Here is a 26,917-nt window from a genome sequence, read left to right on the forward strand (position 1 = left end):
TAGTAAGACTCGCTACACTGTGCGATCTAAACACCTTAAATGATAGGTGTTGCCTATACAGGTGCTTTTTGCTATCTGATTTCTTATCGTGCTGATTAAAGCTTTATATCGTCAAGGCTAAAATCGAGACCTAGGTTCATCTCTCTAAGCTCTTTCTCAAGCTGTCTACGATCATTGATTGCCTCAATTTCACGCCATTTACGTTTGAGTGGTTTAGAGCGTGTTTTTTGAGTGGTACGAGGCATTTCTAGTTCTGATAATTCATCGAATTGAAAGCTATCCATAAGCATATCTCCTTCCGTGGGATTCGTTCTTACGAACCATTAAATATCATATTTAAGTTCACAATAACCTTGATTTGTTTCTCATTTGTTTCAAATATATGAAGTTTTTGTTCTGTTTTATTATGCATGCTCACACATTTCGGGGGTTTTTGTGTACAAAAAACAAGCAAACAAACTTAAGTAAACGATTAAATTAGGGGGGATTGAATGTTAATTCATTGTGCAAATGGAATAGCATTTTGACTACAGTGCATTTAAGTGCGCATTGTGCCGTGTAGTATAGGGATCTCATTACCCTAGAAAAAAACACAGATCTTCACTATACCTTGTAAAACCTAGGCTGACGTCATTTTTACGGGATGGTGTTTTTGTTTTTATAGTACCTTAGTTTTTGTTGATATTATGTCCTGACAATGTGACTTTTATTAGGCGCTATTGTTGAAAGTTGTGTTAACAAAAGGTGTATTATTAGTGAAATGCCATTTTAGTATGTGTTTATTTTCATATTGATTTTTAGGCCGTCTCGCTGCATTATCCGCCCGTCAAAAAATACACCGATACGTAAAATGGATGCATGAAGCGACATTTACAATCTAGATCGCAACAAATAAATATAAATCTAATGCCGACACAACTATTGACACTGGCATAGGTGATCTAGAGGAAGGCTAGGAAGCAAGATCGGTGCTTAAACTCAATTACGAGGTTCACGTGACAGACTTAATCAATTTGATGAACGATCTCCTTTGGGGATCTATCTTAGTTTACTTACTCGTTGGTGTGGGTATCTACTTCACTGTACGACTAGGTTTCATTCAATTCCGCCATTTCGGCCACATGTTTTCTGTTCTTAGAAACAGCCGTAAAGCAGACAGTGCAGGTATCTCCTCTTTCCAAGCACTTTGTACTAGTCTAGCAGCACGTGTCGGTACGGGTAACATGGCTGGTGTTGCTGTAGCACTAACCGCTGGTGGCCCTGGCGCTATCTTCTGGATGTGGCTAATTGCCATGCTAGGTATGGCAACATCGTTTGCAGAAAGCACACTGGCACAGCTATACAAAACGCGTGATAACGACGGTAACTACCGCGGCGGCCCTGCATACTACATGGAGAAAGGCCTGGGTATGCGTTGGATGGGGGTTCTATTCTCTATCTTCCTAATCATTGCATTCGGTCTTGTATTCAACGCGGTTCAAGCGAACGCGATTGCAAGCGCAATGAACACGGCATTCGACTTTGAGCGCAGCTACGTTGGTGTTGGTATCGTAATTATCTCTGCATTCGTTATCTTCGGTGGTATCCGTAAGATTGCTCGCACTGCAGAAATCATTGTTCCAATTATGGCACTGGCTTACTTAGCTATCGCTATCTACGTAATGCTAATGAACATTGAGAAAGTGCCTGAAGTTCTGGCTCTTATCTTCAAGAGTGCATTCGGTCTGCAAGAAGCAGCAGCGGGTGGCCTAGGTTACGCAATCGCACAAGCGATGATTAACGGCATCAAACGTGGTTTGTTCTCGAACGAAGCGGGTATGGGTTCTGCGCCAAACGCAGCAGCTTCTGCTACGCCTTACCCACCACACCCAGCATCACAAGGTTATGTGCAAATGCTAGGTGTGTTCATGGACACAATTGTTATCTGTTCTGCAACAGTAGCAATCATCTTGATGTCTGGTGAATATGTACCACACGGTGAAGTAACGGGTATCGAACTCACGCAACGTGCACTAACAGCACAAGTCGGCGAATGGGGTGGTATCTTTGTAGCGGTAGCGATTTTCTTCTTCGCTTTCACTTCAATCATTGCAAACTACTCGTACGCAGAAACAAACCTTATCTTCTTAGAGCACAACAACAAGAAGGGCCTAGTGCTGTTCCGTATCGTTGTACTGGGTATGGTTATGTTCGGTTCTCTCGCGACACTGCCAACGGTATGGGCATTAGCTGACGTATCGATGGGCCTAATGGCGATTGTGAACTTGGTAGCGATCATCTTGCTGTCGGGTATCGTGATTAAGCTAGCGAAAGACTACAACCGTCAATTAGACGCGGGTAAAGTACCCACGTTCGATGCGGATGATTTCCCAGAGCTTAAGGCTCAATTGGAAGATGGTATTTGGGTTAACAACAAGAAGAAGTAATCTTGTTGGAGTGATTCATCACTCATCCTAAAATCATTAGAAAGGCTAAGGTTTCGACCTTAGCCTTTTTCTTTGCCTGCGATATTTTCTTTATTATCGATTTTTCTTTGTAAGAGATTCTTCTTTGTAAGCGACTTACAGCTAGATCTGTCTATCAAAGTAATAGGAAGAGTCATAAAGACAAGTTGATGTTTTTTCTATACTCTAGCTGCATCCAGTTAGATAACCGATTAGGGTAAAGTTATGTTAGTTGTCGTTTCTCCAGCCAAGACATTAGATTACGAATCACCATTAGCGACTGAGCGCTTCAGCCAGCCAGAGTTTGTTGAGCACTCTGCAGAGCTTATTGAAGTGTGTCGTAAGCTGACACCTGCTGATGTATCAGCACTGATGAAGGTAAGCGATAAGATTGCTGGGCTGAACGTAGCGCGCTTTGAGCAATGGAGCGAAACCTTTACCCAAGACAATGCACGTCAAGCAATCCTAGCCTTTAAGGGCGATGTGTACACTGGCTTAGATGCTGAAACACTGTCGGACGATGATTTTGACTACGCACAGAATCACCTGCGCATGCTTTCTGGGTTATATGGCTTGCTTAAGCCGTTAGATCTGATGCAGCCATACCGCCTAGAGATGGGTACACGTTTGGCCAATGCTCGTGGTACTAACTTGTACCAGTTCTGGGGTAACATCATCACAGATAAGCTGAATGAAGCGCTGAATGCTCAAGGCGACAATGTGTTGATTAACCTAGCATCGAACGAATACTTTAAAGCGGTGAAGCCGAAGAGCCTTGATGGTCAAATCATCACGCCAGTTTTTAAAGACTGCAAGAATGGCCAGTACAAGGTGATCAGTTTTTACGCCAAGAAAGCGCGTGGCATGATGGCTCGCTACATCATTGAGAACAAAATCGATTCAGTGGAAGCGCTAACCAAGTTTGATACCGCGGGTTACTACTTCGTTGAAGAAGAGTCGAACGCGAAAGAGTTAGTCTTCAAGCGTGAAGAGCAAAACTAATAGCTCTTGGTTAATTAGTCACTCTTGGTTAACGAGTTACTTCGGTTTTAGCCTGTAATTAAAATTAGAGACGAGTTATTTAGCCTGATAACAGGCCAGACAATAATAAGCCAGACAAAGAAAAGCCCCATGCAGATAACTGCATGGGGCTTTTTATTGAATCATTGAAAGGCGGTTCGATTACTTGTTCTTAACGGCTTTCTTTTTCTTAGCGATTTTCTTTTTCTTAGCAATTTTTTGCTTCGCTACCGCTTTCTTATCTTCTTTCTTCGGTTTCTTTTTCTTCGTTACCGCGGCTTTCTTATGCGTTGGACGCATGCCTTCGATGAAGCGTTCTTTGATCGCATCTTCAGTGTAACGAGCCACACGTTCAATCATTAGTTGATCGTGCGCTTCAATGATAGAAACCGCGTTACCTTTCTTACCTGCACGAGCCGTACGACCGATGCGGTGTAGGTAAACATCTGCTGTACGCGGCATGTCGTAGTTAATAACGTGGCTTACATCTGGAAGGTCGATACCACGAGCTGCGACGTCAGTTGCCAGCAGTACGTTGATAGAGCCATCGCGGAAACGAGCAATCGCGTTGTTACGACGATCTTGAGGCATTTCACCTTGGATCCATACACACGGGATCTGTGCACTTTCTAATTGAGCTCGTAGGTCACCTAGGCGGTCACGAGTCTTCAAGAAGATGATGCTGCGTTCAGCTTGCTCTGTGATGATATGTTTTAGGATATCAAGCTTGTGCTTAGCTGAATCGGCACGGTGATACCATTGAGTTATCTTCTTACGTTCACGCAATGACGATTTTGCATCGATCTCTGCTGGATTTTTCAGAAGGTCTTCAGTGAAACCTTCAATACCTTTACCTTCTAGCGTTGCTGAGAAAAGTAAAGTTTGTTTACGCCAGCGACACTCTGCAGACAGACGGTCAACAACAGGACCAAAGCCCATGTCTAGCATACGGTCTGCTTCATCGAGAACTAACCATTCAATCGCACGGCAGTCAAAACGCTCGCCTTCAATGTATTCCATTAAACGACCAGGTGTTGCGACTACGATATCTTGAGTCGTGCTTAAGATATCTGCGTGCTCTTGGTACATCACACCGCCCGTGATCGTAAAGATATTCAGGCTGGTGTATTTAGCAAGCTCACGTGCTTGTTCGGTGATCTGCATTGCTAGCTCACGCGTTGGCGTCAGGATAAGCATACGTGCAGGGCCAGATTTCTTACGTGGGAAATCCAGTAGGTATTGCAGTGCTGGCAATACAAATGATGCTGTTTTACCAGTACCTGTTGGCGCAGAAGCCAAAACGTCTCTTCCATCTAACGCTTGTGGGATTGCTTCAGCTTGTATCTGTGTTGGGCGTTCGTAGCCCATTTCGTCAATTGCTTTAAGCAGCTCTTGGTTTAGATCGAGTTCTGCAAAGGTTCTGATCACTGTTGTTTCTCCACAAGCAATAAATGTTTCTGCCTCAAAAAGCAGACGATAAAAAAGAGTAGTCGGACATTATAGAAGCATTAGTGATTAGGATCACATGGTATTTGCTACATCTTGAGATAAAAATCTTTAGTAAGGGCAATAAATGCCTCGCTATAACCGCCACCGTGATGGATCGTAAGCGATTCACGCTGCAAATCTTGCTCCCTAACAGGATCTTTAGATAGTTCAAACAGGATTCTGCTTGGCGGTTTTTTGTCGGTTGTTTTCACATCAAGGCGCTTTGCTAGGTACCAACCACATTGCTCGGCAAGTTTGATGAAGCCTTCTCCTTCGGGCGTCGGCAGTATAAAACTGGCGGTGGCGGCATCAGTCGTTATCTCGAAACAACGCTGGGCAAGTTGAAGGTGATCCAAGCTGTCGGTGTGTCTAGCGGTGGCTCTTTGGCTTTGCTGTGCCTGTTCACCAGAGTTGAAGTAGGGCGGATTACAAATTATGGCATCAAATCGTTGCGAGAAATCTGTGGTTAACACGCTGTCGTGATGAAGGGAGATGCGATCTTGCCAAGGCGACTGCTCAATATTGACTGTGGCAGCATCAATGGCGTGCTGATCAATATCGATCGCAGAGATTGAAGCATCCTCAAAACGTTGTGCTGCCATTAAGGCTAATAACCCTGTTCCAGTGCCTATATCGAGTACTAATGATTCAGGGGCAAGGTTAATCCATGAGCCGAGTAGTACTCCATCGGTGCTAACAGGCATGCCGCTCTGTCCTCCGTAAATAGAGAACCTCTTAAAATTGAAGCTTTTAGTATTTATCGTTTTGTCTTTCATGAATATTCTGATTATCGAGATATTTTAAGTGATTAGCTCTAATGTTAACTATTTGTGTAAATTAATATTCTAATTGCTTATCTATTGTTGCTAACAATGATTGGTTGATAATTATGTTAATCTGCGTATATTTAGTTTAATTCACTGCTTTTTGTTTATATATGCAAATTTATATGGTGTTTTTTTATGGTGACTTGCAGCTAGCCGAGTGTTTCGTCATTATGCGCGACTATTTTAAAGATTGATTGGCAGCTTCTCGCTGTAACATTCATGTAAGCACAACATAAACTCATAAATATAATTAAGGATTATCTGTGAAACAGAGTCTAAAACTAACAGATATAATGGCATTGGGCTTTATGCTTTTTGCGTTTTTCTTAGGTGCGGGGAACATCATCTTCCCACCTCTAGCTGGCCAATTAGCTGGTGATCACTTTCTTCCAGCGATGTCTGGTTTTCTGCTGACTGCCGTTGGTCTGCCGTTAATCACTATCGTCGCGGTCGCAGTGGCGGGTGGTTCATGGGGTCATCTAACGAAAGATCTTCCTAAGCAAGCAGCAACTATCATGGCTGTACTGATCTTCATCATCATCGGTCCTGCATTTGCTGCACCACGTACCGGTCTTGTTGCTTATGAGATGGCGGTGAAGCCGTTCTTCATTGATGCGACTCAAGTTCATCTAACTCTCTTTTCGATTGCATTTTTTGTGGTAGCGATGTTCTTCTCATGGTCACAAGGTAAGCTTATTGACGTTATTGGCAAGGTACTTACGCCTGCACTATTCGTTGGTTTGGTTGTACTAGCAGTTGCTGTGTTCATTAACCCACAAGGTGATGTCCTTGCGGCTCACGGTGAGTACATCACTCAGCCACTGACCAAAGGTTTCCTTGAAGGCTACAACACCATGGATACTTTTGCTGCTTTGATGTTTGGCATGCTGATTGTTGACGCAATTCGCAGTAAAGGCGTGACTGACCGCGCAGCAACAACTAAGTACCTAATCAGTGCGGGCTGTATTGCCGCTGCGGGTCTAGCATTTGTTTACATCTCTCTGTTCTTCCTGGGCGCAACAAGCGCAACAGTTGCAGCGGGTGCAGATAATGGCGGCGCTATCTTAAGCCTATACGTCCAATCTTTGTTTGGCCCTTCAGGTCAACTCGTGCTTTCTGTGATCGTACTATTGGCTTGTCTAACGACGGCGATTGGCCTTGTATCAGCATGTTCTGATTACTTCAGCTCGCTAACACCTCTGTCTTACAAGACGTGGGTAATCATCAACGGTGTAGCTTGTGCAACCGTTGCGAACGTTGGCCTTTCTCAGTTAATTTCTCTGTCTGTTCCAGTACTGTTTGCACTTTATCCAGTAGCAATCGCATTGGTCGCACTAACATTCTTGCGCAGCCGTTTCCCTAATCCAAAAGCGGCTTACCGCGCAGTGGTATTAGTGTCTCTACTGTTTGCTCTTATCGATGGTGCTAAAGTTGCAGGTATGGATGTATCTGCAATGAACATGCTGCCGTTGTTCGAAATCGGTATGGGTTGGTTGCTTCCAACGACTGCCGCAATCATCTGTATGTTCTTCGTTGGTAAATCAACAGAGCAAGAGATGGCTGAAGAGACTGTTTAATCTTCCGTTGAGATGACATTGTCCTTCGACATGAAATAGAAAAGGCCTCATTACTTCGCAGTAATGAGGCCTTTTTGTATTCTGTGATCTTTTAATATTCTGCTACTTCGCTACTTCGCTACTTCGCTACTTCGCTACTTCGCTACTTCGCTACTTCGCTACTGAGTTACTTAGCTGGGTGTACTTCTGTTTGGTTATAGCTTTTCGCTGTACTCAACCAGTACTTGTTCAACCCAGCTAGCGATACGGTCGTCGCTAAGTTCGTATTGTGAATCTTCATCAAGCGCCAAACCAACGAATTGAGATTGGTCTTCAGTGAGAGCTTTAGACGCTTCGAACTCGTAGCTGTCATCGTTTGGCCAGAAACCGACAAACTCTGCGCCAGCGATTTTCAGCTCATCATGCAATAGACCCATCGCATCTAAGAACCACTCGCCGTAGCCTTCTTGGTCACCTAAACCAAACAGCGCTACAACCTTGCCTTTCATTGGCGTGGTTGCAATGTCTTCCCACAGTTCATTCCAATCTTCTTGGATTTCACCGAAGTCCCAAGTTGAGATACCGAGCAGTAAAAGATCGTAGTCTGCCATCAATGAAAGAGGGGTTTCTTTCACGTTATGGATATCAACTAGGTCTTCACCAATAATGCCGCGAATTTTCTCTGCTGCCATTTCTGTGTAGCAGGTGGTTGAGCCGTAAAATAATCCAATTTTCATAGCAAACGTTCAATTTTAATTTCAGATGGCGAATTCTAACCATAAATCGACTTCGATTGCAGCGATTATCCGCTCAAGTCGTAATTTTTATGGCATTCATATTTGCTCTGGCATACTCTCAAAACAGTTTCCAATATTGTGAGTAACACTATGCAGTCGCCTCAAGGGCAGAGCGCAGACCACGGTCTAGTAGAACAGTTTTTAGATGCTATGTGGATGGAGCGAGGATTATCTGAGAATACGCTTGTCTCGTACCGTACCGACCTGTCTAAGCTTCTAACGTGGATGGAAAAGAACAATTACCGCCTCGATTTTATTAGTCTTTCAGGACTACAGGATTATCAAGGTTGGTTAGCCGATGCTGACTTTAAGCAGACTTCCCGTGCTCGTATGTTGTCGGCTATTCGTCGCTTGTTTCAATATCTACACCGCGAGAAAGTAAGAGCCGACGATCCTAGTGCGCTGTTGATCAGTCCAAAACTGCCGAAGCGCTTGCCAAAAGATTTGAGTGAAGAGCAAGTGGATTCGCTGCTTGAAGCGCCAGATCCAAACGATCCAATCGAGCTTCGCGATAAAGCGATGCTTGAGTTACTCTATGCAACTGGACTTCGTGTGACTGAGCTCGTTAGCCTGACCATGGAAAACATCAGCCTAAGGCAAGGTGTGGTGCGTGTGATCGGTAAGGGCGGTAAAGAGCGCTTGGTGCCAATGGGCGAAAACGCCGTCGATTGGATAGAAACTTTTATTGAACAAGGTCGCCCACAACTGCTCGGTGATAACAGCTCGGATGTGGTTTTTCCGAGTAAACGCGCTAAGCAAATGACTCGTCAAACGTTCTGGTATCGCATTAAGCATTATTCGGTTATCGCTGGTATCGACACGGAATTATTGTCTCCACACGTATTGAGACATGCTTTTGCCACTCATTTACTGAACTATGGCGCCGATCTCAGGGTCGTACAGATGTTGCTTGGACATAGTGACTTATCGACCACCCAAATTTATACTCATGTGGCGACTGAAAGGCTGAAGCAAATTCACGCTCAGCATCACCCACGTGCTTAAATCCATTTATTTTTAAGGTGAACCTAATGAGCGTATTACGCCGTCTTCCTCTACTAGCGCTTCCTCTCATGATTACTGCATGTAATGCATCAGAAGCGAAAGTAGAAACAACATCAACAGCCGTAGAAGCTGCTCCAGCTCAAGCTATTGATACAGCTGCGTTAACTAAGCGTTTTGAAAAAATCGGTATTAAGGTCGATAAGATTGTTCCTTCGGATATCGATGGTCTTTTAGAAGTTCAAACCAACAGCGGTATTATCTTTTCTTCTCCAGAGGGCGATCATTTTCTAGCCGGTACACTTTACTCTTTGGATGCAAACGGTAAGTTCAGTGATGTTTTGGCTGAGCGTCAAGCTCCACTGAATGCTGAAAAAGTTGCAGCGATGTCGGATACGGTTATCGAATACAAAGCAGATAACGAAAAGTACGTTGTGACGGTATTTACTGACATTACGTGTGGCTACTGTGTTCGTCTGCACAGCCAAATGCAAGGCTACAACGATCTGGGTATCACCGTTCGTTACATGGCTTACCCACGTCAAGGTGCGACAGGACAAGTTGCCGATCAAATGGCTGCAATCTGGGCGTCTGACGATCCAAAAACAGCTATGCATGATGCTAAAGTCAATCGTCAAATGCCAGCGTCTGGTAAAGACCTAGCAGAGCAAAAGCAGATCATTGCTAAACAATACCAACTCGGTCGTGAGCTTGGCATCAATGGCACTCCGGCTATCGTGCTAGCAAGCGGTGAGTTGGTGAGTGGTTACTTACCTCCAGCGCAACTTATTCAGCGTTTAGAGCAGTAATCTTCATTTTTATTACCTGTTATTTCCCCCTGTTTTTGATTTAAGGAGTGGCCTGATTGATATCAGGCCCATTTTTATATGATAGAGATCCAACGCCGTCCTGAGGTCGACATTTCAGTCTTACCTGCTCATTTACCTGACTTGTTAAAGCGCATTTATGTGAGTCGCGGAATCGACAGTGCTGACCAGCTAGAGACAGCTGCGAAAGGTTTGCACTCTTATCAAAAACTGGGCGGCATTGATGCTGCAGTTGAATTGTTGTTCAAAGCCATTCAGCAGCAAAAGCGCATTATCATTGTTGGTGACTTTGATGCCGATGGCGCAACCAGTTCGGCGTTGTCTGTGCTTGCTCTGCGAATGTTGGGCAGCTCGAATGTTGATTATCTGGTACCCAACCGTTTTGAAGATGGTTATGGCTTGAGCCCTGAGGTTGTCGAACAGGCGATCGAACTTGGTGCTGAAGTGATCATGACAGTCGACAACGGTGTATCTTCAATTGACGGTGTTCGCTTTGCTAAAGAGAAAGGCCTTGATGTACTGGTTACTGATCATCACTTGCCTGGTTCTGAATTACCGATTGCAGATGCAATGGTCAATCCCAACCTAGAAAGCTGCGCATTTCCTTCAAAAGCGCTAGCCGGTGTGGGTGTCGCCTTTTACCTGATGATGGCATTGTGTGTTCATATGCGTAAGTTGGGCTGGTTTGCTCAACACGGCATGACAGAACCCAAGTTGATGGAACTGATTGATCTAGTGGCACTGGGTACTGTTGCGGATGTGGTACCACTTGATGAAAACAACCGAATCTTGGTACACCAAGGGCTACAACGCATTCGTGCAGGCAAAGCGCGTCCGGGTATTCAAGCCTTGATTGAAATTGCTAAGCGAGATGCTAAGCGTTTAGTTGCCTCCGATTTTGGTTTTGCGCTTGGTCCACGTATCAATGCGGCTGGCCGATTGGATGATATGTCTTTTGGTGTTGAGCTGCTAATGAGTAATAACATCCATGCCGCGCGTCGAATGGCCAGCGAGTTAGATGGCTTGAACCAAACACGTAAAGAGATCGAAGAGGGCATGAAACAAGAAGCGATGGCTTTTTGTGAGCGCCTTGAATTTGGTAAAGACGATTTGCCTTCTGGTTTGGCTCTGTTTCAACGTGATTGGCATCAAGGCGTAATTGGTATTCTAGCTTCGCGTATCAAAGACAAATATCACCGCCCAGTGATCGCATTTGCTGATGGTGGTGAAGGTAGCATTAAGGGTTCATGTCGTTCGATTCCAGGTTTGCACATGCGCGATGCGCTAGACAGAATCGACACTCAAAACCCTGGCTTGATCTTGAAGTTTGGTGGTCACGCAATGGCAGCCGGGTTAACCATTATGGAAAAAGACTTCGAGCGATTCAGCAAGATGTTTGATGACGTTGTGCGTAAAGAACTCGGTGAGACGGCACTTAAGGGCATTATCTTGTCTGATGGTGAGCTGCTACCTGAAGAGTTCTCAATGCATACCGCTGAAACATTGCGTTCAGGTGGTCCGTGGGGACAAGCTTTCCCAGAACCGATCTTTGATGGTGAGTTTAAAGTTCTGCATCAAAAATTAGTGGGTGAAAAGCACCTAAAGTTAATGCTTGAGCCATTGTATAAAGGCCACCCGACCAATGTGATGATTGATGGTATTGCCTTTAATGTTGACCTACGTCGCTGGCCTGATGCCTCAGTGAAAACGGTACATCTTGCGTTTAAGCTTGATATTAACGAGTTTCGTGGCAATCAATCGTTGCAGTTGATGATTGATCATATCGAAGCGAAATAGTTGAAGCCAAATAGCGTTATCGTTCACTGAATGAGGTTCATCATTTAGTACCTAATCCAACAAGCTCTGTTCAAAAACAGGGCTTGTTTTCCTTTATTGCCTTACAAATTTTACGTGTTTTTTCTGCCCGTCAATTTTATATCCGATTAAGTTATTGAATCTTGGTGTACCACTCTAAAAAATTCTGTATCTCCGTCACACTTTTGAGTACAATTCTCCGGTTAAATTCTACTCATAAATGATGAGCTAAAATGTTTGAAATCAATCCTATAAAAAACCGTCTGCAGGATGTGTCTGAGCGCACAAATATCCTGAGGGGGTATCTTTGACTATGACGCAAAGAAAGAGCGTCTAGAAGAAGTAAACGCAGAATTAGAACAACCGGATGTATGGAACGAACCTGAGCGTGCTCAAGCGCTAGGAAAAGAGCGTTCAGCATTGGAAGCGGTAGTAGAAACGATCGACCAACTTGACCAAGGTGTTGAGGATGTTGATGGCCTATTAGAGCTTGCGGTTGAAGAAGAAGATCAAGAAACGTTCGATGAAATTGAGCCAGAACTAGCTGAGCTTGAAGCTAAGTTAGAGAAATTGGAATTCCGTCGTATGTTCTCTGGTGATCACGACGCATCAGATTGCTACATCGATTTACAGTCAGGTTCGGGCGGTACAGAAGCTCAAGACTGGACTTCAATGATGTTGCGTATGTACTTGCGTTGGGCAGATTCGAAAGGCTTCAAGACTGAAGTTATCGAAGTGTCTGATGGCGATGTTGCTGGCCTTAAAGGCGCAACGGTACGTATCTCTGGTGAGTACGCTTACGGTTGGTTACGCACAGAGACTGGTGTTCACCGTCTAGTTCGTAAGTCACCATTTGATTCAAGTGGTCGTCGTCATACTTCATTTGCTTCTGCGTTTATCTATCCTGAGATTGATGACAACATTACGATCGACATTAATCCTTCTGACCTACGTATTGACGTATACCGTGCCTCTGGCGCTGGTGGTCAGCACGTAAACACCACGGAATCGGCGGTACGTATTACTCACGTTCCAACTAACACCGTGGTTCAGTGTCAGAATGACCGTTCGCAGCATAAGAACAAAGATCAAGCGATGAAGCAGCTACGTGCTAAGCTTTTTGAACTTGAGATTCAAAAGCAAAATGCTGAAAAACAAGCGAGCGAAGAAACGAAATCAGACATCGGTTGGGGCAGTCAGATCCGCTCTTACGTGCTGGATGATTCACGTATCAAAGATTTACGCACCGGCATCGAAAACCGTAATACTCAAGCGGTTCTTGACGGTGACTTAGACAAGTTTATTGAAGCTAGCCTGAAATCAGGTCTGTAAGCTTTATCAACTATTAAGCTTTACCAATAATATTGGTAAAAATGCCTATATTTTCAAAAATATAGCTGTCCAAATTATAAAAGCAGGGTACATCTCAAATGACTGATGCTGTTCAAAACGAAAATGCACAAGAAGCTTCTTCACCTGAAGAGAACAAACTAATCGCTGAGCGCCGTAGCAAGCTGGATCATATCCGCCAAAACTGCAAAGCAAATGGTCACCCGAATGATTTCCGTCGTGAAAACCTTGCAGGCGACCTTCAAGCTGAATTCGGTGAGAAAACCAAAGAAGAGCTAGAAGAACTAAACCATATCGTAGCAATTGCGGGTCGTGTAATGGCGAAACGTGGTCCATTCCTTGCGATTCAAGAAACTTCTGGTCGTATCCAAGCATACGCAGCGAAAGACGTTCAAAAAGTGCTGAAAGAGAAGTACCAAGGCCTAGATATCGGTGACATCATCGGTGTTAAAGGTGCGCTTCACAAGTCTGGTAAAGGTGACCTTTACGTGAACATGGAAGAGTTTGAGTTGCTAACCAAAGCACTTCGTCCTCTACCAGAGAAGTTCCACGGCCTAACTGACCAAGAGATGCGTTACCGTCAGCGTTATGTTGACCTAATCGTGAACGAAGACTCTCGTAACACATTCATCGTGCGTTCTAAGCTTGTGTCTTCAATTCGTAACTTCATGAGCTCAAAAGGCTACCTAGAAGTTGAAACGCCAATGATGCACGTGATCCCAGGCGGTGCAACAGCACGTCCATTCATCACTCATCACAACGCACTAGACATCGACATGTACCTACGTGTTGCACCTGAGCTTTACCTTAAGCGTTTAGTAGTTGGTGGTTTTGACCGTGTATTCGAGATCAACCGTAACTTCCGTAACGAAGGCCTTTCTCCACGTCACAACCCAGAATTCACAATGATGGAATTCTACCAAGCGTACTCTGACTACAAAGATCTAATGGATCTAACGGAAGAGATGCTAAGCACAGCGGCGATGGATGTTCTTGGTTCTACTTCTATGCCTTACGGTGACGAAACAGTTGAGTTCGGTGGCACTTACGCTCGCATGAGCATGTTCGATGCAATCAAACACTACACACCTGAAAATGCAAATATTCAAGCTCTGACTGAAGATGATCTTCAGAACAGAGAATTGATGGTTAAAATTGCAGAAGAAGTGGGTCTGTACGTTGAGAAGTTCTGGACATGTGGTCAGCTTCTTGAAGAGATCTTTGGTGAAACGGCTGAGCCTCAGTTAATTCAACCAACGTTCATCACGGGTTACCCAGCGGATATTTCTCCACTGGCTCGTCGTAGCGATAGCAACCCATTCTTCACAGACCGCTTTGAGTTCTTCATCGGTGGCCGTGAAGTAGCGAACGGTTTCTCTGAGCTTAACGATGCACAAGATCAAGATGAGCGTTTTAAAGCACAAGTTAACGCAAAAGACGCGGGTGATGACGAAGCTATGTACTACGATGCGGACTACATTACTGCACTAGAGCACGGCCTACCGCCAACGGCGGGTCAAGGTATTGGTATCGATCGCCTAGCGATGCTATTTACTAACACGCACACAATCCGTGACGTGATCTTGTTCCCGGCAATGCGCCCGCAAGCGTAATTTTCGCTTATGGGGTGTTACTGCCCGTGTAATTTAAAAGCCACCTTCGGGTGGCTTTTTCGGTTTTTAGCGTCAAAACCTAGCTCGTACCGCACTCTTGATTCGAAAAATGATTATTTATGACATAGTCTTACCATTGAGACAAAAAATCTAAGATAGTCTCATTACTATACGTATCGGATCTGAATACGATCTTGCGGCAACTTTGTACCCGTATGATTCGTTTAACTCGTGTTAGCCTGATTGAAAAAAATAAAAACAGAATAAGGAAGAAGGATGGGAACTCAATTTAAGATGGATTCCTTACCAGGTTCTCTTATCGTCGTTGGTGGTGCGTACGAACCCTGGTTATCAGTGTTAGAACAAGTGGGTTGGCAATGTACCCAGTGTGCAGATTTACGAAAAGCCGATGCCTTAATTACTGATATTGGCCCCTGCATTGGCATTGTGGATCTTAGTCATGATGAGTTTAGCCTTAATGGTATCGCTAACCTCGTGAGCAACAACAAGCAAGTTCGATGGCTTGCTTTTATCCGTGAATCGCAATTGAGCTCAGATACAATCTGCCAATTTATCGTTAACTTCTGTATCGACTTTTTCACGGCACCAATCCCTGATGCTCAGCTATTGAGTACCATTGGTCATCAACTGGGTATGCTCAAACTTGAGCAGAAAGTATGGCCAAACTACGGTATTAACAACAATATGGGCCTACTCGGTGATTCTGTGGCGGTGAAACGCTTGAGAGACCAAGTCAAGCGAATTGGCCCCACAGATGTCAGTATTTTGATTTACGGTGAGAGTGGGACAGGAAAAGAGACAATTGCACGTTCCATTCATCAAAATTCATCGCGAGCTCAGAAACCATTTTTAACTGTGAATTGCCGTGCTCTATCTGAAATGAGGATAGAGACTGAGATGTTTGGTATTTCAGCCCCAGCAACGGCAGCGCCTTGTATGTTGGAAGAAGCCGATGGCGGAACCCTCTTACTCAACGATGTCCTAGCGATGCCTCGTAATCAACAATTGAACCTTTTACGCTTTTTACAAGAAGGGAAAATTGAAACCACGAAGGGAGCTAAGTCGGTTGATGTTCGCATTTTGGCTGCTAACTCTTCTGATATTGAAAAGGCATTGATCGAGGGCGACTTCAATGAAGAGCTTTATCATTACATCAATGTTCTGCGTATTCATGTTCCTAGCTTAAAAGAACGTGTGAGTGATATTTCAGTGCTAGCGAATCATTTTCTGCGTGAGTACTCAAAAGAGTTTAATGCGCAAGCGAAGAGCTTCTCAGACGATGCTATCCGCTCGATGAGTCGCTACCATTGGCCTGGCAACGTTCGTGAATTGATGAATCAGATTAAGCGTGTTGTGTTGATGTCTGATGCTGTCATCATTGAGGATCATCAACTGGATTTACCAAAACAGAATGATGAACGCCGCAGTCTGAAAAGTATACGTGAACGTTCAGAGCGAGATGCTTTACTCATTGTGTTGGAATCTTATGGTGGTCAAGTGTCTTTGGCCGCTAAGGAGCTTGGAGTTTCACGCGCAACTATGTACCGCTTACTCAATAAACATGGTCTTATATCTGAGGGCGTTGTTTAGAACGTTCTATTCATTGACTCTATCCGGTGAGTGAAAATTCAAGGGCCACGTATCATACGTGGCTTTTTTGTTTCTGAAGGATAGTCCGCTGTTCTATAGAGAGAGCCCTAAGATAGATATGCTGTGATTTTATATAATCATAGTGAATATGTTATATGTAAATGAATATGCAACTGATATTTCAGGCGAATGCATTGTTTTAAAAATGTTAACCAATTATCGGTTGAATAATATACTCACTTGGTTAGACTTTAACCGTGAAAGCAACGATTTAACAAAGACTTGTCTGCTTTTACAACCCCATTTCTTTTTGGATTTTTTAGTTAGCTTGGAGGCGCAAATGAAACATTTCGATTTTATACAGCATATTTGCGCGTCGTTTGATCCGTGTACTGACATGGTGACTGATATGTCACACACATCAGCCATGGCCGATCGAAACACCCAAGATAAACCTAACTAATAGATCCGTACCCTTATTTGGCTGCGGAAAAATAGCAGCTAAGTGAGAAGCCCTCATACTATCTAGAACGCTATTTTTCCTCAGTTTATTCCACAACTGGAGAGTTATTATGCGTCACTCAGTATATTTAAAACTAGCAACAGTTCTTATCCGTGCAGACCTTCGTCGTGAAGAGCGTGAATGGCAACGAAAAGTTCGTCGTAGTTCATATGATCTACCATGGAACAACACCCATTTATTGAGAGATATTGGCCTTGAAGCCGATGGTCGACCAATTGGTTTTTCTGAGCCTGAAGTTGTCACGATTGAGCGCCGAGTTCGTCATCTTCGTCGAGTCTTAAGCGCGCGAATACCGACGTAATCTTGCGGGGTGATAGCGCCTTTCACCCCACAAGATAAACATCAGCGATAGTTATGGCGTCGAAAATGCAAATTTTTGAACTAGAACTGGCCAAAAAAGAGAAGCTCTTGCTTCTCTTTTTTTGCTTTTTTAAGTCGTTATCTAGTAAAGGTAAATAGTTCGGCTAAGCTTTACAGAGCAAGGGAGGCTGACTATGCAGAAGCATCAATTAGACATGTGGTTACATGGAGAGCACAAAGACTCTTATCAGACACCGAAAGTGTACGTTATTGGTTGCTCTGATATCTCTGAATATTTGCTGGCGGTGGAGTACAAACACAAGCTAGAACCGGTAAAGCAAGACGGCGAGCCGCTTCACTTTGGATCCTTGGATCAAGTGAAAGAGGAATTACTCCGGCTCGGCTTTGAAAAGGCCTACCTTCGCTTGCACAACGCGTATGATGAGTTTGGTAATGAACCCAACCAAAGCTACTGCGATATTGAACTGGCGCTCAAACCTCATTAGAGAGTATTCTTAACGAGCGTTGTAGTGAGAAATTACTTCTAAATTGAGACGGTTTATAACGTACTGATCTTTTAGCCTATCTATGCTAGATAAAACCTCTATGCGTAATGGCTTTCTATGCGTAATGGGTTGTCAGCAATCTGTGGGTGAATTGAGTTCGTAGATAGAAACCACGAGGTTTGGTCTTTATTGGTTTTCCACTTGCACCGTAAGCTTCTGTTAACACTCGACTGTTGGCGGCTTTTGGTCGCAAATGCAGTGCTTCGCCGTGTCTTGCTGTTATCTGTTCAACATTACCTAACACGATCAGCTCCATGAGCTCTTCCCAATCCCTTTTTAAGATCTCGTCTTCCGCTTGGGTTGGTGTCCACAATAAAGGGGATCCTACATGCCTTTCTGCCAGTGGGATCTCTCTTTCTCCCTCTACCGGGATCCACAACACTTTAGACAGCTTGTTTCGAACGTGACTGGTTTCCCACGTTATGCCTTGCACGCCCATCAATGGCGCGACACAAACAAAGGTGGTTTCGAGTGGCTTCCCTGAATAACCAATCGGGATACTTTTTAGCTCGATCCCGAGCTTGGCAAAATCTTGTTCTGGTTTACTGCCAGCTGGCGCCCCCAAGTGCCATTCCAATAGTTGTCCAACCCAGCCTTTATCTCGCTTTAGGTCGTTTGGTACAACCATATTGGCTTCATCGGCGAGCTCTTTGAAGGTCATTCCTGCAATAGCATATGCTCTGTCTAACAGCTCTTGTTGTGTTTGTGGTTCTGGTTTCATAATAAAAGGCATGATCAAAAAAATGATTTTACCAGAAGTTATCACCATATGACGACTGGTTAAGAAATGATCGCCTTGCTAGAAAAGGGATCAAACTCATGGTTATCCACAGGACATGAAGGTAATTAATTGAAATATTAATTTAGTGGATAAATAAACAGGGGTTTGCAGGGGATAAAATGCTTGCTAAATAGGGTTTGAAATGAATCTTTCACTTACTAGTGTGGATAAACATCGGAGTGGTTGATCTTTAACCATGGGTGATTTTTAAAAGATCTTTTTATTTTTTCATGTTTTTAAAATTGATGGCTTTACTTTAATTTATTGATTTTTAATTGTTTTTGTTGTCGGTGGATGGGTTTTTGTTTTTGGTTCTGATAAATCTATGGATTAAAAAAAACGATTGCGGGTAATTCTTCACATAGTTATTCACAGAAAAGGTGAATAAATGTGGTCTATGTCTCACTCTTGTGTGGGTAACTAAGATTTGAGCAAAACTTATCCATATTCGTAGTTATTATTCATAAATATAGCGCTTGTCACGTCACTAAGTTTGCTCCGATTGGGGATATGTGGAAAAATCAGTGTAATTAAAAATTTAGATAGAGGTTGGCCAGTGATAGATGGCGATGGTTACCGATTAAATGTTGGTATTGTAATCTGTAACAACCATGGTCAGGTCTTCTGGGCTAAACGATACGGGCAACATTCATGGCAATTCCCTCAAGGGGGAATAGATGAAGGTGAAACTCCGGAACAGGCAATGTACCGCGAGTTATATGAAGAGGTTGGCCTTACTAAAAAGGATGTAAAGATCGTCGCGACAAGTCGTCATTGGTTACGCTATAAGCTGCCCAAACGACTGGTTCGGTGGGATTCTAAACCTGTCTGTATTGGACAAAAACAGAAGTGGTTTCTTTTACGCTTAGATTGCGATGAATCGCATATCAATATGCAGCGTGGAAGCACACCTGAGTTTGATGGTTGGCGTTGGGTGAGTTACTGGTACCCAGTTCGACAAGTTGTATCTTTCAAGCGAGATGTTTACCGTCGAGCGATGAAAGAATTCGCATCTTTAGCAATGCCGTTTAAAGAGCGAAAAACAAAAGGAAAGCGCAAATTGCGTAGAGGTTAAGCATGCTCAGCCAACTAAGGGAAATAGTTGAACACGTATCAAGAGTTGAAGATGTGTCGACGGCTCTTGATATTTTGGTTAAAGAGACATGCAGCGCGATGCAGACGGAATGTTGCACCGTGTATTTGGCAAATAATGATATGCAGCGTCTTGAGTTGATGGCAACTCAAGGCCTGATCTTCAAAGGCAATAGTATTCACATTGGTTTTGACGAAGGTTTGGTTGGCCTTGTTAAAAGAAGTGCTGAACCTATTAACCTTGCACAGGCGTCTGCTCACCCTGCTTATAAGTTTTTTCCCGAGCTTGGAGAAAAGGTTTATCACTCTTTTCTCGGCACTCCGATTATCTATCGCAAGCAAGTGCTTGGCGTATTGGTCATTCAACAGAAGTCCCCCCGTTTATTCAGTGAGATGGAAGAATCCTTCCTTGTTACACTCTCAGCACAACTTGCGGTTATTGTGGCGCATGCCCAAACTCAAGGCCATTGGCTGTTAGAGCAACAGAAGCTACCTGCGACCAAAGGTATTGCAGCTTCATCGGGTGTGGCGATTGGTGACTTATGGTGGGACAACACTCAGCCTGAACTCACCGATGTTTACCCTGCTTCGACGCTCAATGTTGAAAGGGAGCATGAGCTGTTGGCAGTCGCTGTCGAAAATGCTCTCAATGATTTTAAGCGAATGCGAAAGCGTTTAGATAGTGAAATCAATAAAGACGCGTTGGCGATCTTTGATCTGTTTACTCACTTACTCAACGATCCCATGTTACGTAAGGATCTCAAGAGTCAAATTCAGAAAGGCGACAAAGCCGATTGGGCATTGAGACAGGTTGTTGAGAGTTACTCTAACCGTTTTGCTCGTATGTCAGATGTGTACCTTCGGGAGAGAGCGCAAGACGTCCGAGAGCTTGGTCAAAGACTGCTCTATTTCCTCCACAATTCTGAACATGAACTTCGCACGTTAGATAAACCGATTATTTTGGTGGTTCGTGAGTTAACGGCCTCTGTATTAGCGTCTATTCCTAAAGAAAAACTATTAGCGGTTATTTCCTTGGAAGGGGCGGCGAACTCGCACGCAGCGATTTTATCTCGAGCTTTGGGTATTCCTTCTGTTATGGGAGTTAACCTTAATCTTTCGCAAGCTAATGGTAAGCAAGCGATTGTTGACGGGTATAGCGGTGAGATTTTTATTGAGCCGACTAAAAACCTGCTCAAAGAGTATCGGGGGCTGATTCTAGAAGAGAGTGAGCTCTCCTCTATGGTCAATCGAGAACTGTACTTACCGGCAAAAACGAAAGACGACAAGCAAGTCGAGATTCTGCTTAATGCGGGTTTGAGTGCAGACACTAATATCGCCATTAACCAAGGGGTTGATGGGGTTGGTCTGTATCGAACCGAAATTTCTTTCTTGTTGCAGCAAAGGTTTCCGTCAGAGGACGAACAATTCAAGCAGTATCGTTCTGTGCTTGCGAGTTACCCTGAGAAGCAAGTGGTGATGCGAACCTTGGATATTGGTGGAGATAAGGCGTTACCTTACTTCCCAATAGAAGAAGACAATCCATTCCTTGGTTGGCGTGGTATTCGTTTTACGCTCGATCATCCTGACATCTTTATTATTCAGTTACGTGCCATGTTACGTGCGAGTTGTGATAGCCAGAACTTGAGTATCTTGTTGCCGATGATCTCTAGCACTCAAGAACTGGATGATACTGTTCAACTCATCGAGCAAGCCTACGATGAAGTGCATGAACTCGACAGTCGAGTTCGCATGCCGCGTATCGGTATCATGATTGAAGTGCCATCCATGCTTTACCTTCTTCCGCTTATTGCGGATAAAGTTGATTTCGTTTCGGTGGGCACCAATGACTTAACTCAATATTTATTGGCGGTTGACCGGAACAATTCCCGTGTCTCTGATGTCTATGAATCCATGCACCCTGCAGTGATCATGGCATTGAAACACATCCATGATACTTGTAAGCAATATCAATTGCCGGTGTGTATATGTGGAGAGCTCGCGGGTGATCCAATGGGTGCATTGCTCTTGATTGGGTTAGGGTATGAGACGTTAAGTATGAACACCTCAAATGTCGCAAGGACTAAGTATTTGATTCGTCAATCTAAGCTTAGTGAACTGCAAGATTTGGCAAATGAGGCGCTATCAAAACCGTATGGAAGTGACATCTATAGTATGATGCTCAACTATTTCGAAGAGCGTGAATTTACAGGCTTCATTCGAGCGGGTAAAAAATAGGATTTAACGTGTCATATGAACTGATAGGCTTGCTAGCAGGCCTTGGTGCTATTGTTGGTGTTTTAGCTGGCTTGCTGGGCATTGGTGGTGGTTTGCTGGTGGTTCCTGCCTTACTCTTTTTGCTTCCTAAAGCGGGTATCCCTCAAGAGTTTGCGATGCAAATGGCATTGGCTACCTCGTTATCAACCATTATTGTTACCTCAGGGTCGTCTGCGATTAACCATTTAAAATTGGGTAATGTGGAGCTTTTTGTCGTTAAGTGGTTGATGCCTGGTGTGGTGATTGGTGGTTTCCTAGGTTCTTTTGTCGCCGACGTTATTCCTGCTCAATATCTGCCAAAAGTCTTTGGTGTGATTGTCTTGGTATTGGCGTTGCAGATGTTGTTGTCGATCCGCTCTAAGAGTCAAAAGTCGATGCCGGGTTCAGCTAAGACCATGTTATGTGGTGGCGGTATTGGTTTGGTTTCAAGCTTGGCTGGTATTGGTGGTGGTTCTTTGTCGGTGCCTTTCCTTAACCATCACGGTGTGGAAATGCATAAAGCTGTAGGCTCATCCTCTGTATGTGGTTGTGTTATCGCGATTTCGGGAATGCTAGGCTTTATTTGGCATGGCTCTTCTGTCGATGATCTTCCGGCGTATAGCTTAGGTTATGTTTATCTACCGGCTTTGATAGCGATATCTTGTACCTCAGTTCTGACCACACGAGTTGGCGCTAAACTGGCCACTCAATTGCCAACCCCCGTGCTGAAGAAATTCTTTGCGGTATTTTTAATGTTTATAGCAGCTACTATGCTGCTGTAGTGTCTTTTCTGTTAGCTGTTGAGTTAACCGTTATTCAATTTTAGATAGAGAGCCAAGTATGTCTCAGGGTTTTATCGAATTCCCAAATATCGATCCTGTTCTTATTGAACTAGGACCAATCTCAGTTCGTTGGTACGGCCTAATGTACCTTGTCGGTTTTATGTTTGCTCTTTGGTTAGCAAATCGCCGAGCTGATCAACCCGGTAGTGGTTGGACTCGAGAGCAAGTATCAGACCTACTGTTTGCTGGCTTTCTAGGTGTGGTGCTTGGTGGTCGTATTGGCTACGTACTTTTCTACAACTTTGGCCTTTTCATTGATGATCCACTCTACCTATTTAAGGTATGGACTGGCGGTATGTCTTTCCACGGTGGTTTGCTTGGTGTGATCACCGCGATGCTTTGGTATGCCAAAAAGAACGGTCGAACCTTTTTTGGTGTCGCAGACATGATTGCACCATTGGTTCCATTTGGTTTAGGTATGGGCCGCATGGGCAACTTCATGAACAGTGAGCTATGGGGTCGTGTGACTGATGTGCCATGGGCGATTGTATTCCCTAACGGTGGTCCGCTTCCTCGTCATCCATCTCAGCTTTATGAAATGGCGCTTGAAGGGATTGTACTGTTCTTCATCTTGAACTGGTTCATCAAAAAGCCGCGCCCTCTTGGTTCTGTATCAGGGTTATTCCTAGCTGGATATGGTACATTCCGCTTCCTAGTTGAATACGTACGTGAACCTGATGCTCAGCTAGGTTTGTTCGGTGGATTTATCTCTATGGGACAAATTTTGTCACTGCCAATGGTTATCATCGGTGTGCTGATGATGGTTTGGGCATACAAGCGTGGTCACTACAAAGATGAATTACCACAACAAACGAAATAAGGAATTGGAGTGAAACAGTATTTAGATCTCTGTCAGCGTATCGTTAATGACGGTACTTGGATTGAAAATGAACGCACAGGCAAGCGCTGCCTAACCGTAATCAATGCTGACCTTGAATATGATGTAGGTAATAACCAATTCCCACTGGTAACAACTCGTAAAAGTTTTTGGAAAGCCGCAGTTGCCGAGCTGCTTGGCTATATCCGTGGTTACGACAATGCTGAAGATTTTCGTAAGCTAGGGACTAAAACTTGGGATGCGAATTCTAACCTGAATGAAGCATGGCTAAATAACCCTTACCGCAAGGGTGAAGACGACATGGGCCGTGTTTATGGCGTTCAAGGACGTGCATGGGCAAAACCTGACGGCGGTCATATCGACCAACTGAAGAAGATTGTTGATGATCTAACGAACGGCATTGATGACCGCGGCGAGATCTTAAACTTCTATAACCCAGGTGAGTTCCACATGGGTTGTTTACGTCCGTGTATGTACAGCCACCACTTCTCTCTACTTGGTGACACTTTGTACCTAAACAGTACTCAGCGCTCTTGTGATGTTCCATTAGGTCTGAACTTCAACATGGTTCAAGTGTATGTGTTCCTAGCAATCATGGCGCAAATTACAGGCAAAAAAGCGGGTGTGGCTTACCACAAGCTGGTTAATGCTCATATCTACGAAGATCAACTCGTACCTATGCGTGATATCCAGTTGAAGCGTGAGCCTTTAGCGGGGCCAACATTCCATATCAATCCTGAGATTAAGTCTCTAGAAGATTTGGAAACGTGGGTGACGATGGATGACTTCTGGGTTGAAGGCTACGAATGCCACGAAGCGATTAAGTACCCATTCTCGGTTTAATCTAATCTGCTTTGTTTGACTGACTGACTGACTGATTGATCGAAAGGCTGCCTCTGCGCAGCCTTTTTTATTTCTGATGCTTGGCTTGCTTACTATTCGTAAAACCAATAATCTTGAGTGGTCTTTTCTAACCACAGAACTACTATGACTCGCTCGCATTGCTTTGTATTGCAACACGACTTTCCTATTTCTTTCTACCCTGATAAAAACCAGTTGGTGATTGATAGTGAAGAGATTCATTTAGAGCCACTACAAGCAAGGCTGCTCAGCTATTTCATCGACAAGCGCGGGCAAGTGGTTAGTACGCAGCAGATAGCTGCTGATGTCTGGCAGCGAACTCAAGTGTCTGACAACTTGGTCAGACAGGTCATCAGTTTACTGCGCAGTCAGCTTCAGGATAAAGTACGTCCGTATCGCATCATTCAGACCATTCCTAAGCAAGGTTATCTGTTCGATATTGAGATAATTCAGCCTAGCGTTGAGACTACTCCCGTAGTAGAAATTCCCCCACCTGAAATCAAAGTTGTTTCTAAGCCTAAAAATAAAACCATTGCCCTGATTACAGCCGCAGTATTCTCTATTGGCTTAATAGCAACTTGGGCGTGGAAAATTGATGTCTCAACCAATGACACAGCTGTTATTTCTGCGCCTCAAAGTGATGTAATTCCCGTTTATATCCATGACATAACACTCGATTCTGCGGACGATTATGAGATGTCGGAAAGCGTGTACAACTACCTATTCTACGGGCTGAACTCAGCGAGAAATTTATCGGGTTACCACTTCTCTCAGCTCTCAAAACAGGGCAAGCAATCACTTGCCAATAATGGTGTCGAACTCAAAGGTTGGCTCAAGCAAAAGGGCAGTAATTATATACTGAGCGTGCTGATACAAAACAACCGCCAGCCCAATCAAAGCCAGAAAGTGGAAAAGAGCTTTAGCCAAGATAACTTCTTTGATGCCATTGGGGATGTGATTCTTGAGATTAAAGCCATTATTGCCCCAATGAGTTCAGAATACGGTGTCGTCAGTCATCGAGTGACTTCTATTGATAACTACGACGATTGGAAGGTTATTTCAGAGGGAATATCGCTTTTCTACCAAGGCAAAGGTGGACAGCCATTTGCAGAGATCGCACTTCAGTTGGATACGATTCAACAGCAAGGAAGAGACAATTATTTGGTCAATGCCTTATTGTCGTATTCGGAATCTTTGGCTTATTTGCAAAGTCATGAGCAAGAAGATCGCGAACATGCACTGCAACTGGCAAAGCAAGCCTTTGAGATGAACCCACGTTGTGATATTGCCAACCTTACCTTGGGTCTTGCACTGTTAATCAACCAACATGCCAATCAAGCTTTCCCTTACCTTTTTTATGCGGCCGAAAGTACACCGAGCCCTATCAGTTTTTATCTACTTAGTGTGGCTGACAAGCTGTCGGATAACCCAGAAGGTTCGCAATACAACTATCAGCGCTATACCGAAGTGAAAAAAGAGTATAATGGCCAACTGTTTGATCTTATTGAATCTTTATAAAAAACAAACCTTTCCTAAACCACATAATTCTCTTTGAAGTGAAGACGTTGAGTTACCACTAATAGTAACGGCTCTTCCGCAAGGTTTCCTTGTGCTAACAGGCTTCTCAACATGTTTGATTATTGTTTGGAGTTAGGCTCGATTGCCTTGCATCAAGCATAAAAACATCGACTTCCACATACTGGTCACCAAATCATTTATTATTTGGGGTATACACATGTTGAAGAAGTTTGCTTTTCAGATCATTCCAATTCAGATCTTCTTATTCGTCTTTTGGTTCAAAAATGGCTTTATCGATAAAGTGATGGGCGTGCTACTTGGCTTCATTACGCCCGATACCGCTTATGCAGGTGACACTTGGGCTGGCTGGAAAGGCTATATTGTCGGCACTTGGGATAAGAGCCAAGTTGGTCATGTTTTACTGAGCCCTACGTTCGATTTTATGTTTCCTATTCTGATTGCTTTGCAATGTGTACCATTTTTATTGGTACTTCGCTCGGTGGTCGCTGGTGAATTCATGGCTGGTAAAGAACGCCCGTGGTTACTCTATGCGGCATTCGCTTCTCTGTTTGTAACTGCTTGTATGGCTTTCACTCAAACCATCACTGGCGCAAGCGATGGGCAGTATCTATGGCAACTTATCGGCTTTGGCATGGTTGCCATTATGTATCTGCGTAATGAGCAAGGTAAGTAAGCGTTTCTTTAGATGCGAGATAAGGGGAGTTAGATACAAGTAGAAGAGATTCGGGATACTAAGATCAAAAACCCCCGTCATTCCCTATCACGCTCGTTCCTCGCTGTAGGGAATGACGGGGATATATAGATGCGAGTAAAACGGGCTTTTCGTTACTCGTTCACTCGCATCCATCCTGTATCTGCTTTCAACTTGTCACTCGCTACTCCAATCTTCTTTTTGTTTCCCACATCTGCCTTTCAGAAAAGAAAAAGGTTCATCGCGGCTTTCCGGGGAAAGCCGCTTTTATCTTCAAGAAG

Annotated in this window: 23 protein-coding genes; 18 read left to right on the forward strand and 5 right to left on the reverse strand. The window is 44.0% G+C overall.

All coding sequences use genetic code 11. The annotated features are described in order from the left end of the window. Positions 1-95: 95 nt before the first annotated feature. Positions 96-284 (reverse strand): DUF3545 family protein, encoded by a 189-nt coding sequence (locus tag ACED42_RS19120; RefSeq protein WP_009848419.1) that lies wholly within the window; start codon positions 282-284, stop codon positions 96-98. Between the two features lie 711 nt (positions 285-995). Between ACED42_RS19120 and ACED42_RS19125 the strand changes: the two genes are divergently transcribed. Both ACED42_RS19125 and yaaA read left to right on the forward strand, forming a co-directional pair. Then, positions 996-2,426: a sodium:alanine symporter family protein gene (locus ACED42_RS19125; RefSeq protein WP_009848420.1), complete on the forward strand. Its 1,431-nt coding sequence runs from the start codon at positions 996-998 to the stop codon at positions 2,424-2,426. A 243-nt stretch (positions 2,427-2,669) separates the two neighbouring features. Next, positions 2,670-3,446 carry a peroxide stress protein YaaA gene (gene yaaA / locus ACED42_RS19130; RefSeq protein ID WP_065681769.1) on the forward strand — a complete coding sequence of 259 codons (777 nt, stop codon included), beginning with the start codon at positions 2,670-2,672 and terminating at the stop codon, positions 3,444-3,446. 180 nt (positions 3,447-3,626) lie between these two features. Here yaaA and srmB read toward each other — a convergent pair whose 3' ends face one another. After that, positions 3,627-4,892, reverse strand: a complete 1,266-nt coding sequence (gene srmB, locus ACED42_RS19135; RefSeq protein ID WP_248374044.1) for an ATP-dependent RNA helicase SrmB — start codon at positions 4,890-4,892, stop codon at positions 3,627-3,629. 107 nt (positions 4,893-4,999) lie between these two features. Further along, positions 5,000-5,728 carry a tRNA1(Val) (adenine(37)-N6)-methyltransferase gene (locus tag ACED42_RS19140; RefSeq protein WP_371703774.1) on the reverse strand — a complete coding sequence of 243 codons (729 nt, stop codon included), beginning with the start codon at positions 5,726-5,728 and terminating at the stop codon, positions 5,000-5,002. A gap of 314 nt (positions 5,729-6,042) precedes the next feature. On the opposite strand from ACED42_RS19140, the gene brnQ reads away from it, so the two are divergent. Then, the gene (gene brnQ / locus ACED42_RS19145) at positions 6,043-7,356 is read left to right on the forward strand and encodes a branched-chain amino acid transport system II carrier protein (RefSeq protein ID WP_017100503.1); all 1,314 of its coding nucleotides are present in this window, start codon (positions 6,043-6,045) and stop codon (positions 7,354-7,356) included. A gap of 194 nt (positions 7,357-7,550) precedes the next feature. On the opposite strand, the gene fldB is transcribed toward brnQ, so the two are convergent. Next, positions 7,551-8,072, reverse strand: coding sequence for a flavodoxin FldB (fldB, locus tag ACED42_RS19150; protein ID WP_009848425.1), 522 nt, complete (start codon positions 8,070-8,072; stop codon positions 7,551-7,553). A gap of 150 nt (positions 8,073-8,222) precedes the next feature. On the opposite strand from fldB, the gene xerD reads away from it, so the two are divergent. The 8 genes from xerD (at position 8,223) to ACED42_RS19190 (ending at position 17,679) form a co-directional block, all read left to right on the forward strand. Further along, positions 8,223-9,137, forward strand: a complete 915-nt coding sequence (xerD, locus tag ACED42_RS19155; protein WP_041472738.1) for a site-specific tyrosine recombinase XerD — start codon at positions 8,223-8,225, stop codon at positions 9,135-9,137. A gap of 26 nt (positions 9,138-9,163) precedes the next feature. After that, positions 9,164-9,943 carry a thioredoxin fold domain-containing protein gene (locus tag ACED42_RS19160; protein WP_269335566.1) on the forward strand — a complete coding sequence of 260 codons (780 nt, stop codon included), beginning with the start codon at positions 9,164-9,166 and terminating at the stop codon, positions 9,941-9,943. A gap of 78 nt (positions 9,944-10,021) precedes the next feature. Continuing rightward, positions 10,022-11,758 carry a single-stranded-DNA-specific exonuclease RecJ gene (gene recJ / locus ACED42_RS19165; protein WP_371703777.1) on the forward strand — a complete coding sequence of 579 codons (1,737 nt, stop codon included), beginning with the start codon at positions 10,022-10,024 and terminating at the stop codon, positions 11,756-11,758. 251 nt (positions 11,759-12,009) lie between these two features. Continuing rightward, positions 12,010-13,108, forward strand: a protein-coding gene (gene prfB, locus ACED42_RS19170) for a peptide chain release factor 2 (RefSeq protein ID WP_100208942.1) whose coding sequence is annotated in 2 segments (ribosomal slippage) — positions 12,010-12,084 and positions 12,086-13,108 — 1,098 coding nt in all. Because the reading frame shifts where the segments join, the coding sequence is not laid out codon by codon here. Positions 13,109-13,206: 98 nt separating this feature from the next. Next, positions 13,207-14,739 carry a lysine--tRNA ligase gene (lysS, locus tag ACED42_RS19175; RefSeq protein ID WP_371703779.1) on the forward strand — a complete coding sequence of 511 codons (1,533 nt, stop codon included), beginning with the start codon at positions 13,207-13,209 and terminating at the stop codon, positions 14,737-14,739. A gap of 276 nt (positions 14,740-15,015) precedes the next feature. Beyond that, positions 15,016-16,350, forward strand: coding sequence for a cyclic-di-GMP-binding transcriptional regulator VpsR (vpsR, locus tag ACED42_RS19180; protein ID WP_009848431.1), 1,335 nt, complete (start codon positions 15,016-15,018; stop codon positions 16,348-16,350). 572 nt (positions 16,351-16,922) lie between these two features. Continuing rightward, complete coding sequence (locus ACED42_RS19185; protein WP_004735015.1) at positions 16,923-17,174, forward strand: hypothetical protein; 252 nt, start codon at positions 16,923-16,925, stop codon at positions 17,172-17,174. Between the two features lie 193 nt (positions 17,175-17,367). Beyond that, positions 17,368-17,679 carry a DUF6482 family protein gene (locus ACED42_RS19190; RefSeq protein WP_009848433.1) on the forward strand — a complete coding sequence of 104 codons (312 nt, stop codon included), beginning with the start codon at positions 17,368-17,370 and terminating at the stop codon, positions 17,677-17,679. Between the two features lie 115 nt (positions 17,680-17,794). On the opposite strand, the gene mutH is transcribed toward ACED42_RS19190, so the two are convergent. Beyond that, positions 17,795-18,460 (reverse strand): DNA mismatch repair endonuclease MutH, encoded by a 666-nt coding sequence (gene mutH / locus ACED42_RS19195; RefSeq protein WP_086017877.1) that lies wholly within the window; start codon positions 18,458-18,460, stop codon positions 17,795-17,797. A 616-nt stretch (positions 18,461-19,076) separates the two neighbouring features. On the opposite strand from mutH, the gene rppH reads away from it, so the two are divergent. The 7 genes from rppH to ACED42_RS19230 all read left to right on the forward strand — a co-directional run bounded on the left by rppH (position 19,077) and on the right by ACED42_RS19230 (position 26,618). Further along, positions 19,077-19,595 (forward strand): RNA pyrophosphohydrolase, encoded by a 519-nt coding sequence (gene rppH / locus ACED42_RS19200; protein WP_009848435.1) that lies wholly within the window; start codon positions 19,077-19,079, stop codon positions 19,593-19,595. Positions 19,596-19,597: 2 nt separating this feature from the next. After that, positions 19,598-21,847 carry a phosphoenolpyruvate--protein phosphotransferase gene (gene ptsP / locus ACED42_RS19205; protein ID WP_009848436.1) on the forward strand — a complete coding sequence of 750 codons (2,250 nt, stop codon included), beginning with the start codon at positions 19,598-19,600 and terminating at the stop codon, positions 21,845-21,847. An 8-nt stretch (positions 21,848-21,855) separates the two neighbouring features. After that, positions 21,856-22,647, forward strand: coding sequence for a sulfite exporter TauE/SafE family protein (locus ACED42_RS19210; protein WP_371703781.1), 792 nt, complete (start codon positions 21,856-21,858; stop codon positions 22,645-22,647). 58 nt (positions 22,648-22,705) lie between these two features. Then, positions 22,706-23,527 carry a prolipoprotein diacylglyceryl transferase gene (gene lgt, locus ACED42_RS19215; RefSeq protein WP_004735021.1) on the forward strand — a complete coding sequence of 274 codons (822 nt, stop codon included), beginning with the start codon at positions 22,706-22,708 and terminating at the stop codon, positions 23,525-23,527. Between the two features lie 9 nt (positions 23,528-23,536). Next, positions 23,537-24,388 carry a thymidylate synthase gene (locus tag ACED42_RS19220; protein WP_371703783.1) on the forward strand — a complete coding sequence of 284 codons (852 nt, stop codon included), beginning with the start codon at positions 23,537-23,539 and terminating at the stop codon, positions 24,386-24,388. Between the two features lie 144 nt (positions 24,389-24,532). After that, positions 24,533-25,924, forward strand: a complete 1,392-nt coding sequence (locus ACED42_RS19225) for a winged helix-turn-helix domain-containing protein (protein WP_102249730.1) — start codon at positions 24,533-24,535, stop codon at positions 25,922-25,924. 217 nt (positions 25,925-26,141) lie between these two features. Continuing rightward, on the forward strand, positions 26,142-26,618 hold the full coding sequence (locus tag ACED42_RS19230) for a hypothetical protein (protein WP_371703785.1): 477 nt from the start codon (positions 26,142-26,144) through the stop codon (positions 26,616-26,618). Positions 26,619-26,917: the final 299 nt, after the last annotated feature.

Origin of the sequence: Vibrio sp. FF145 (assembly GCF_041439075.1) — a bacterium.
Taxonomy (GTDB): Bacteria; Pseudomonadota; Gammaproteobacteria; order Enterobacterales; family Vibrionaceae; genus Vibrio; species Vibrio tasmaniensis_A.

Coding starts and splice junctions, on each gene's coding strand:
- recJ (WP_371703777.1), top strand. CDS start 10,022: ATGATAGAGATCCAACGCCGTCCTGAGGTCGACATTTCAGTCTTACCT.
- vpsR (WP_009848431.1), top strand. CDS start 15,016: ATGGGAACTCAATTTAAGATGGATTCCTTACCAGGTTCTCTTATCGTC.
- ACED42_RS19140 (WP_371703774.1), bottom strand. CDS start 5,728: ATGAAAGACAAAACGATAAATACTAAAAGCTTCAATTTTAAGAGGTTC.
- ACED42_RS19185 (WP_004735015.1), top strand. CDS start 16,923: ATGCGTCACTCAGTATATTTAAAACTAGCAACAGTTCTTATCCGTGCA.
- ACED42_RS19230 (WP_371703785.1), top strand. CDS start 26,142: ATGTTGAAGAAGTTTGCTTTTCAGATCATTCCAATTCAGATCTTCTTA.
- ptsP (WP_009848436.1), top strand. CDS start 19,598: ATGCTCAGCCAACTAAGGGAAATAGTTGAACACGTATCAAGAGTTGAA.
- ACED42_RS19160 (WP_269335566.1), top strand. CDS start 9,164: ATGAGCGTATTACGCCGTCTTCCTCTACTAGCGCTTCCTCTCATGATT.
- lgt (WP_004735021.1), top strand. CDS start 22,706: ATGTCTCAGGGTTTTATCGAATTCCCAAATATCGATCCTGTTCTTATT.
- mutH (WP_086017877.1), bottom strand. CDS start 18,460: ATGAAACCAGAACCACAAACACAACAAGAGCTGTTAGACAGAGCATAT.
- fldB (WP_009848425.1), bottom strand. CDS start 8,072: ATGAAAATTGGATTATTTTACGGCTCAACCACCTGCTACACAGAAATG.
- ACED42_RS19225 (WP_102249730.1), top strand. CDS start 24,533: ATGACTCGCTCGCATTGCTTTGTATTGCAACACGACTTTCCTATTTCT.
- ACED42_RS19120 (WP_009848419.1), bottom strand. CDS start 284: ATGGATAGCTTTCAATTCGATGAATTATCAGAACTAGAAATGCCTCGT.
- lysS (WP_371703779.1), top strand. CDS start 13,207: ATGACTGATGCTGTTCAAAACGAAAATGCACAAGAAGCTTCTTCACCT.
- ACED42_RS19190 (WP_009848433.1), top strand. CDS start 17,368: ATGCAGAAGCATCAATTAGACATGTGGTTACATGGAGAGCACAAAGAC.
- xerD (WP_041472738.1), top strand. CDS start 8,223: ATGCAGTCGCCTCAAGGGCAGAGCGCAGACCACGGTCTAGTAGAACAG.
- yaaA (WP_065681769.1), top strand. CDS start 2,670: ATGTTAGTTGTCGTTTCTCCAGCCAAGACATTAGATTACGAATCACCA.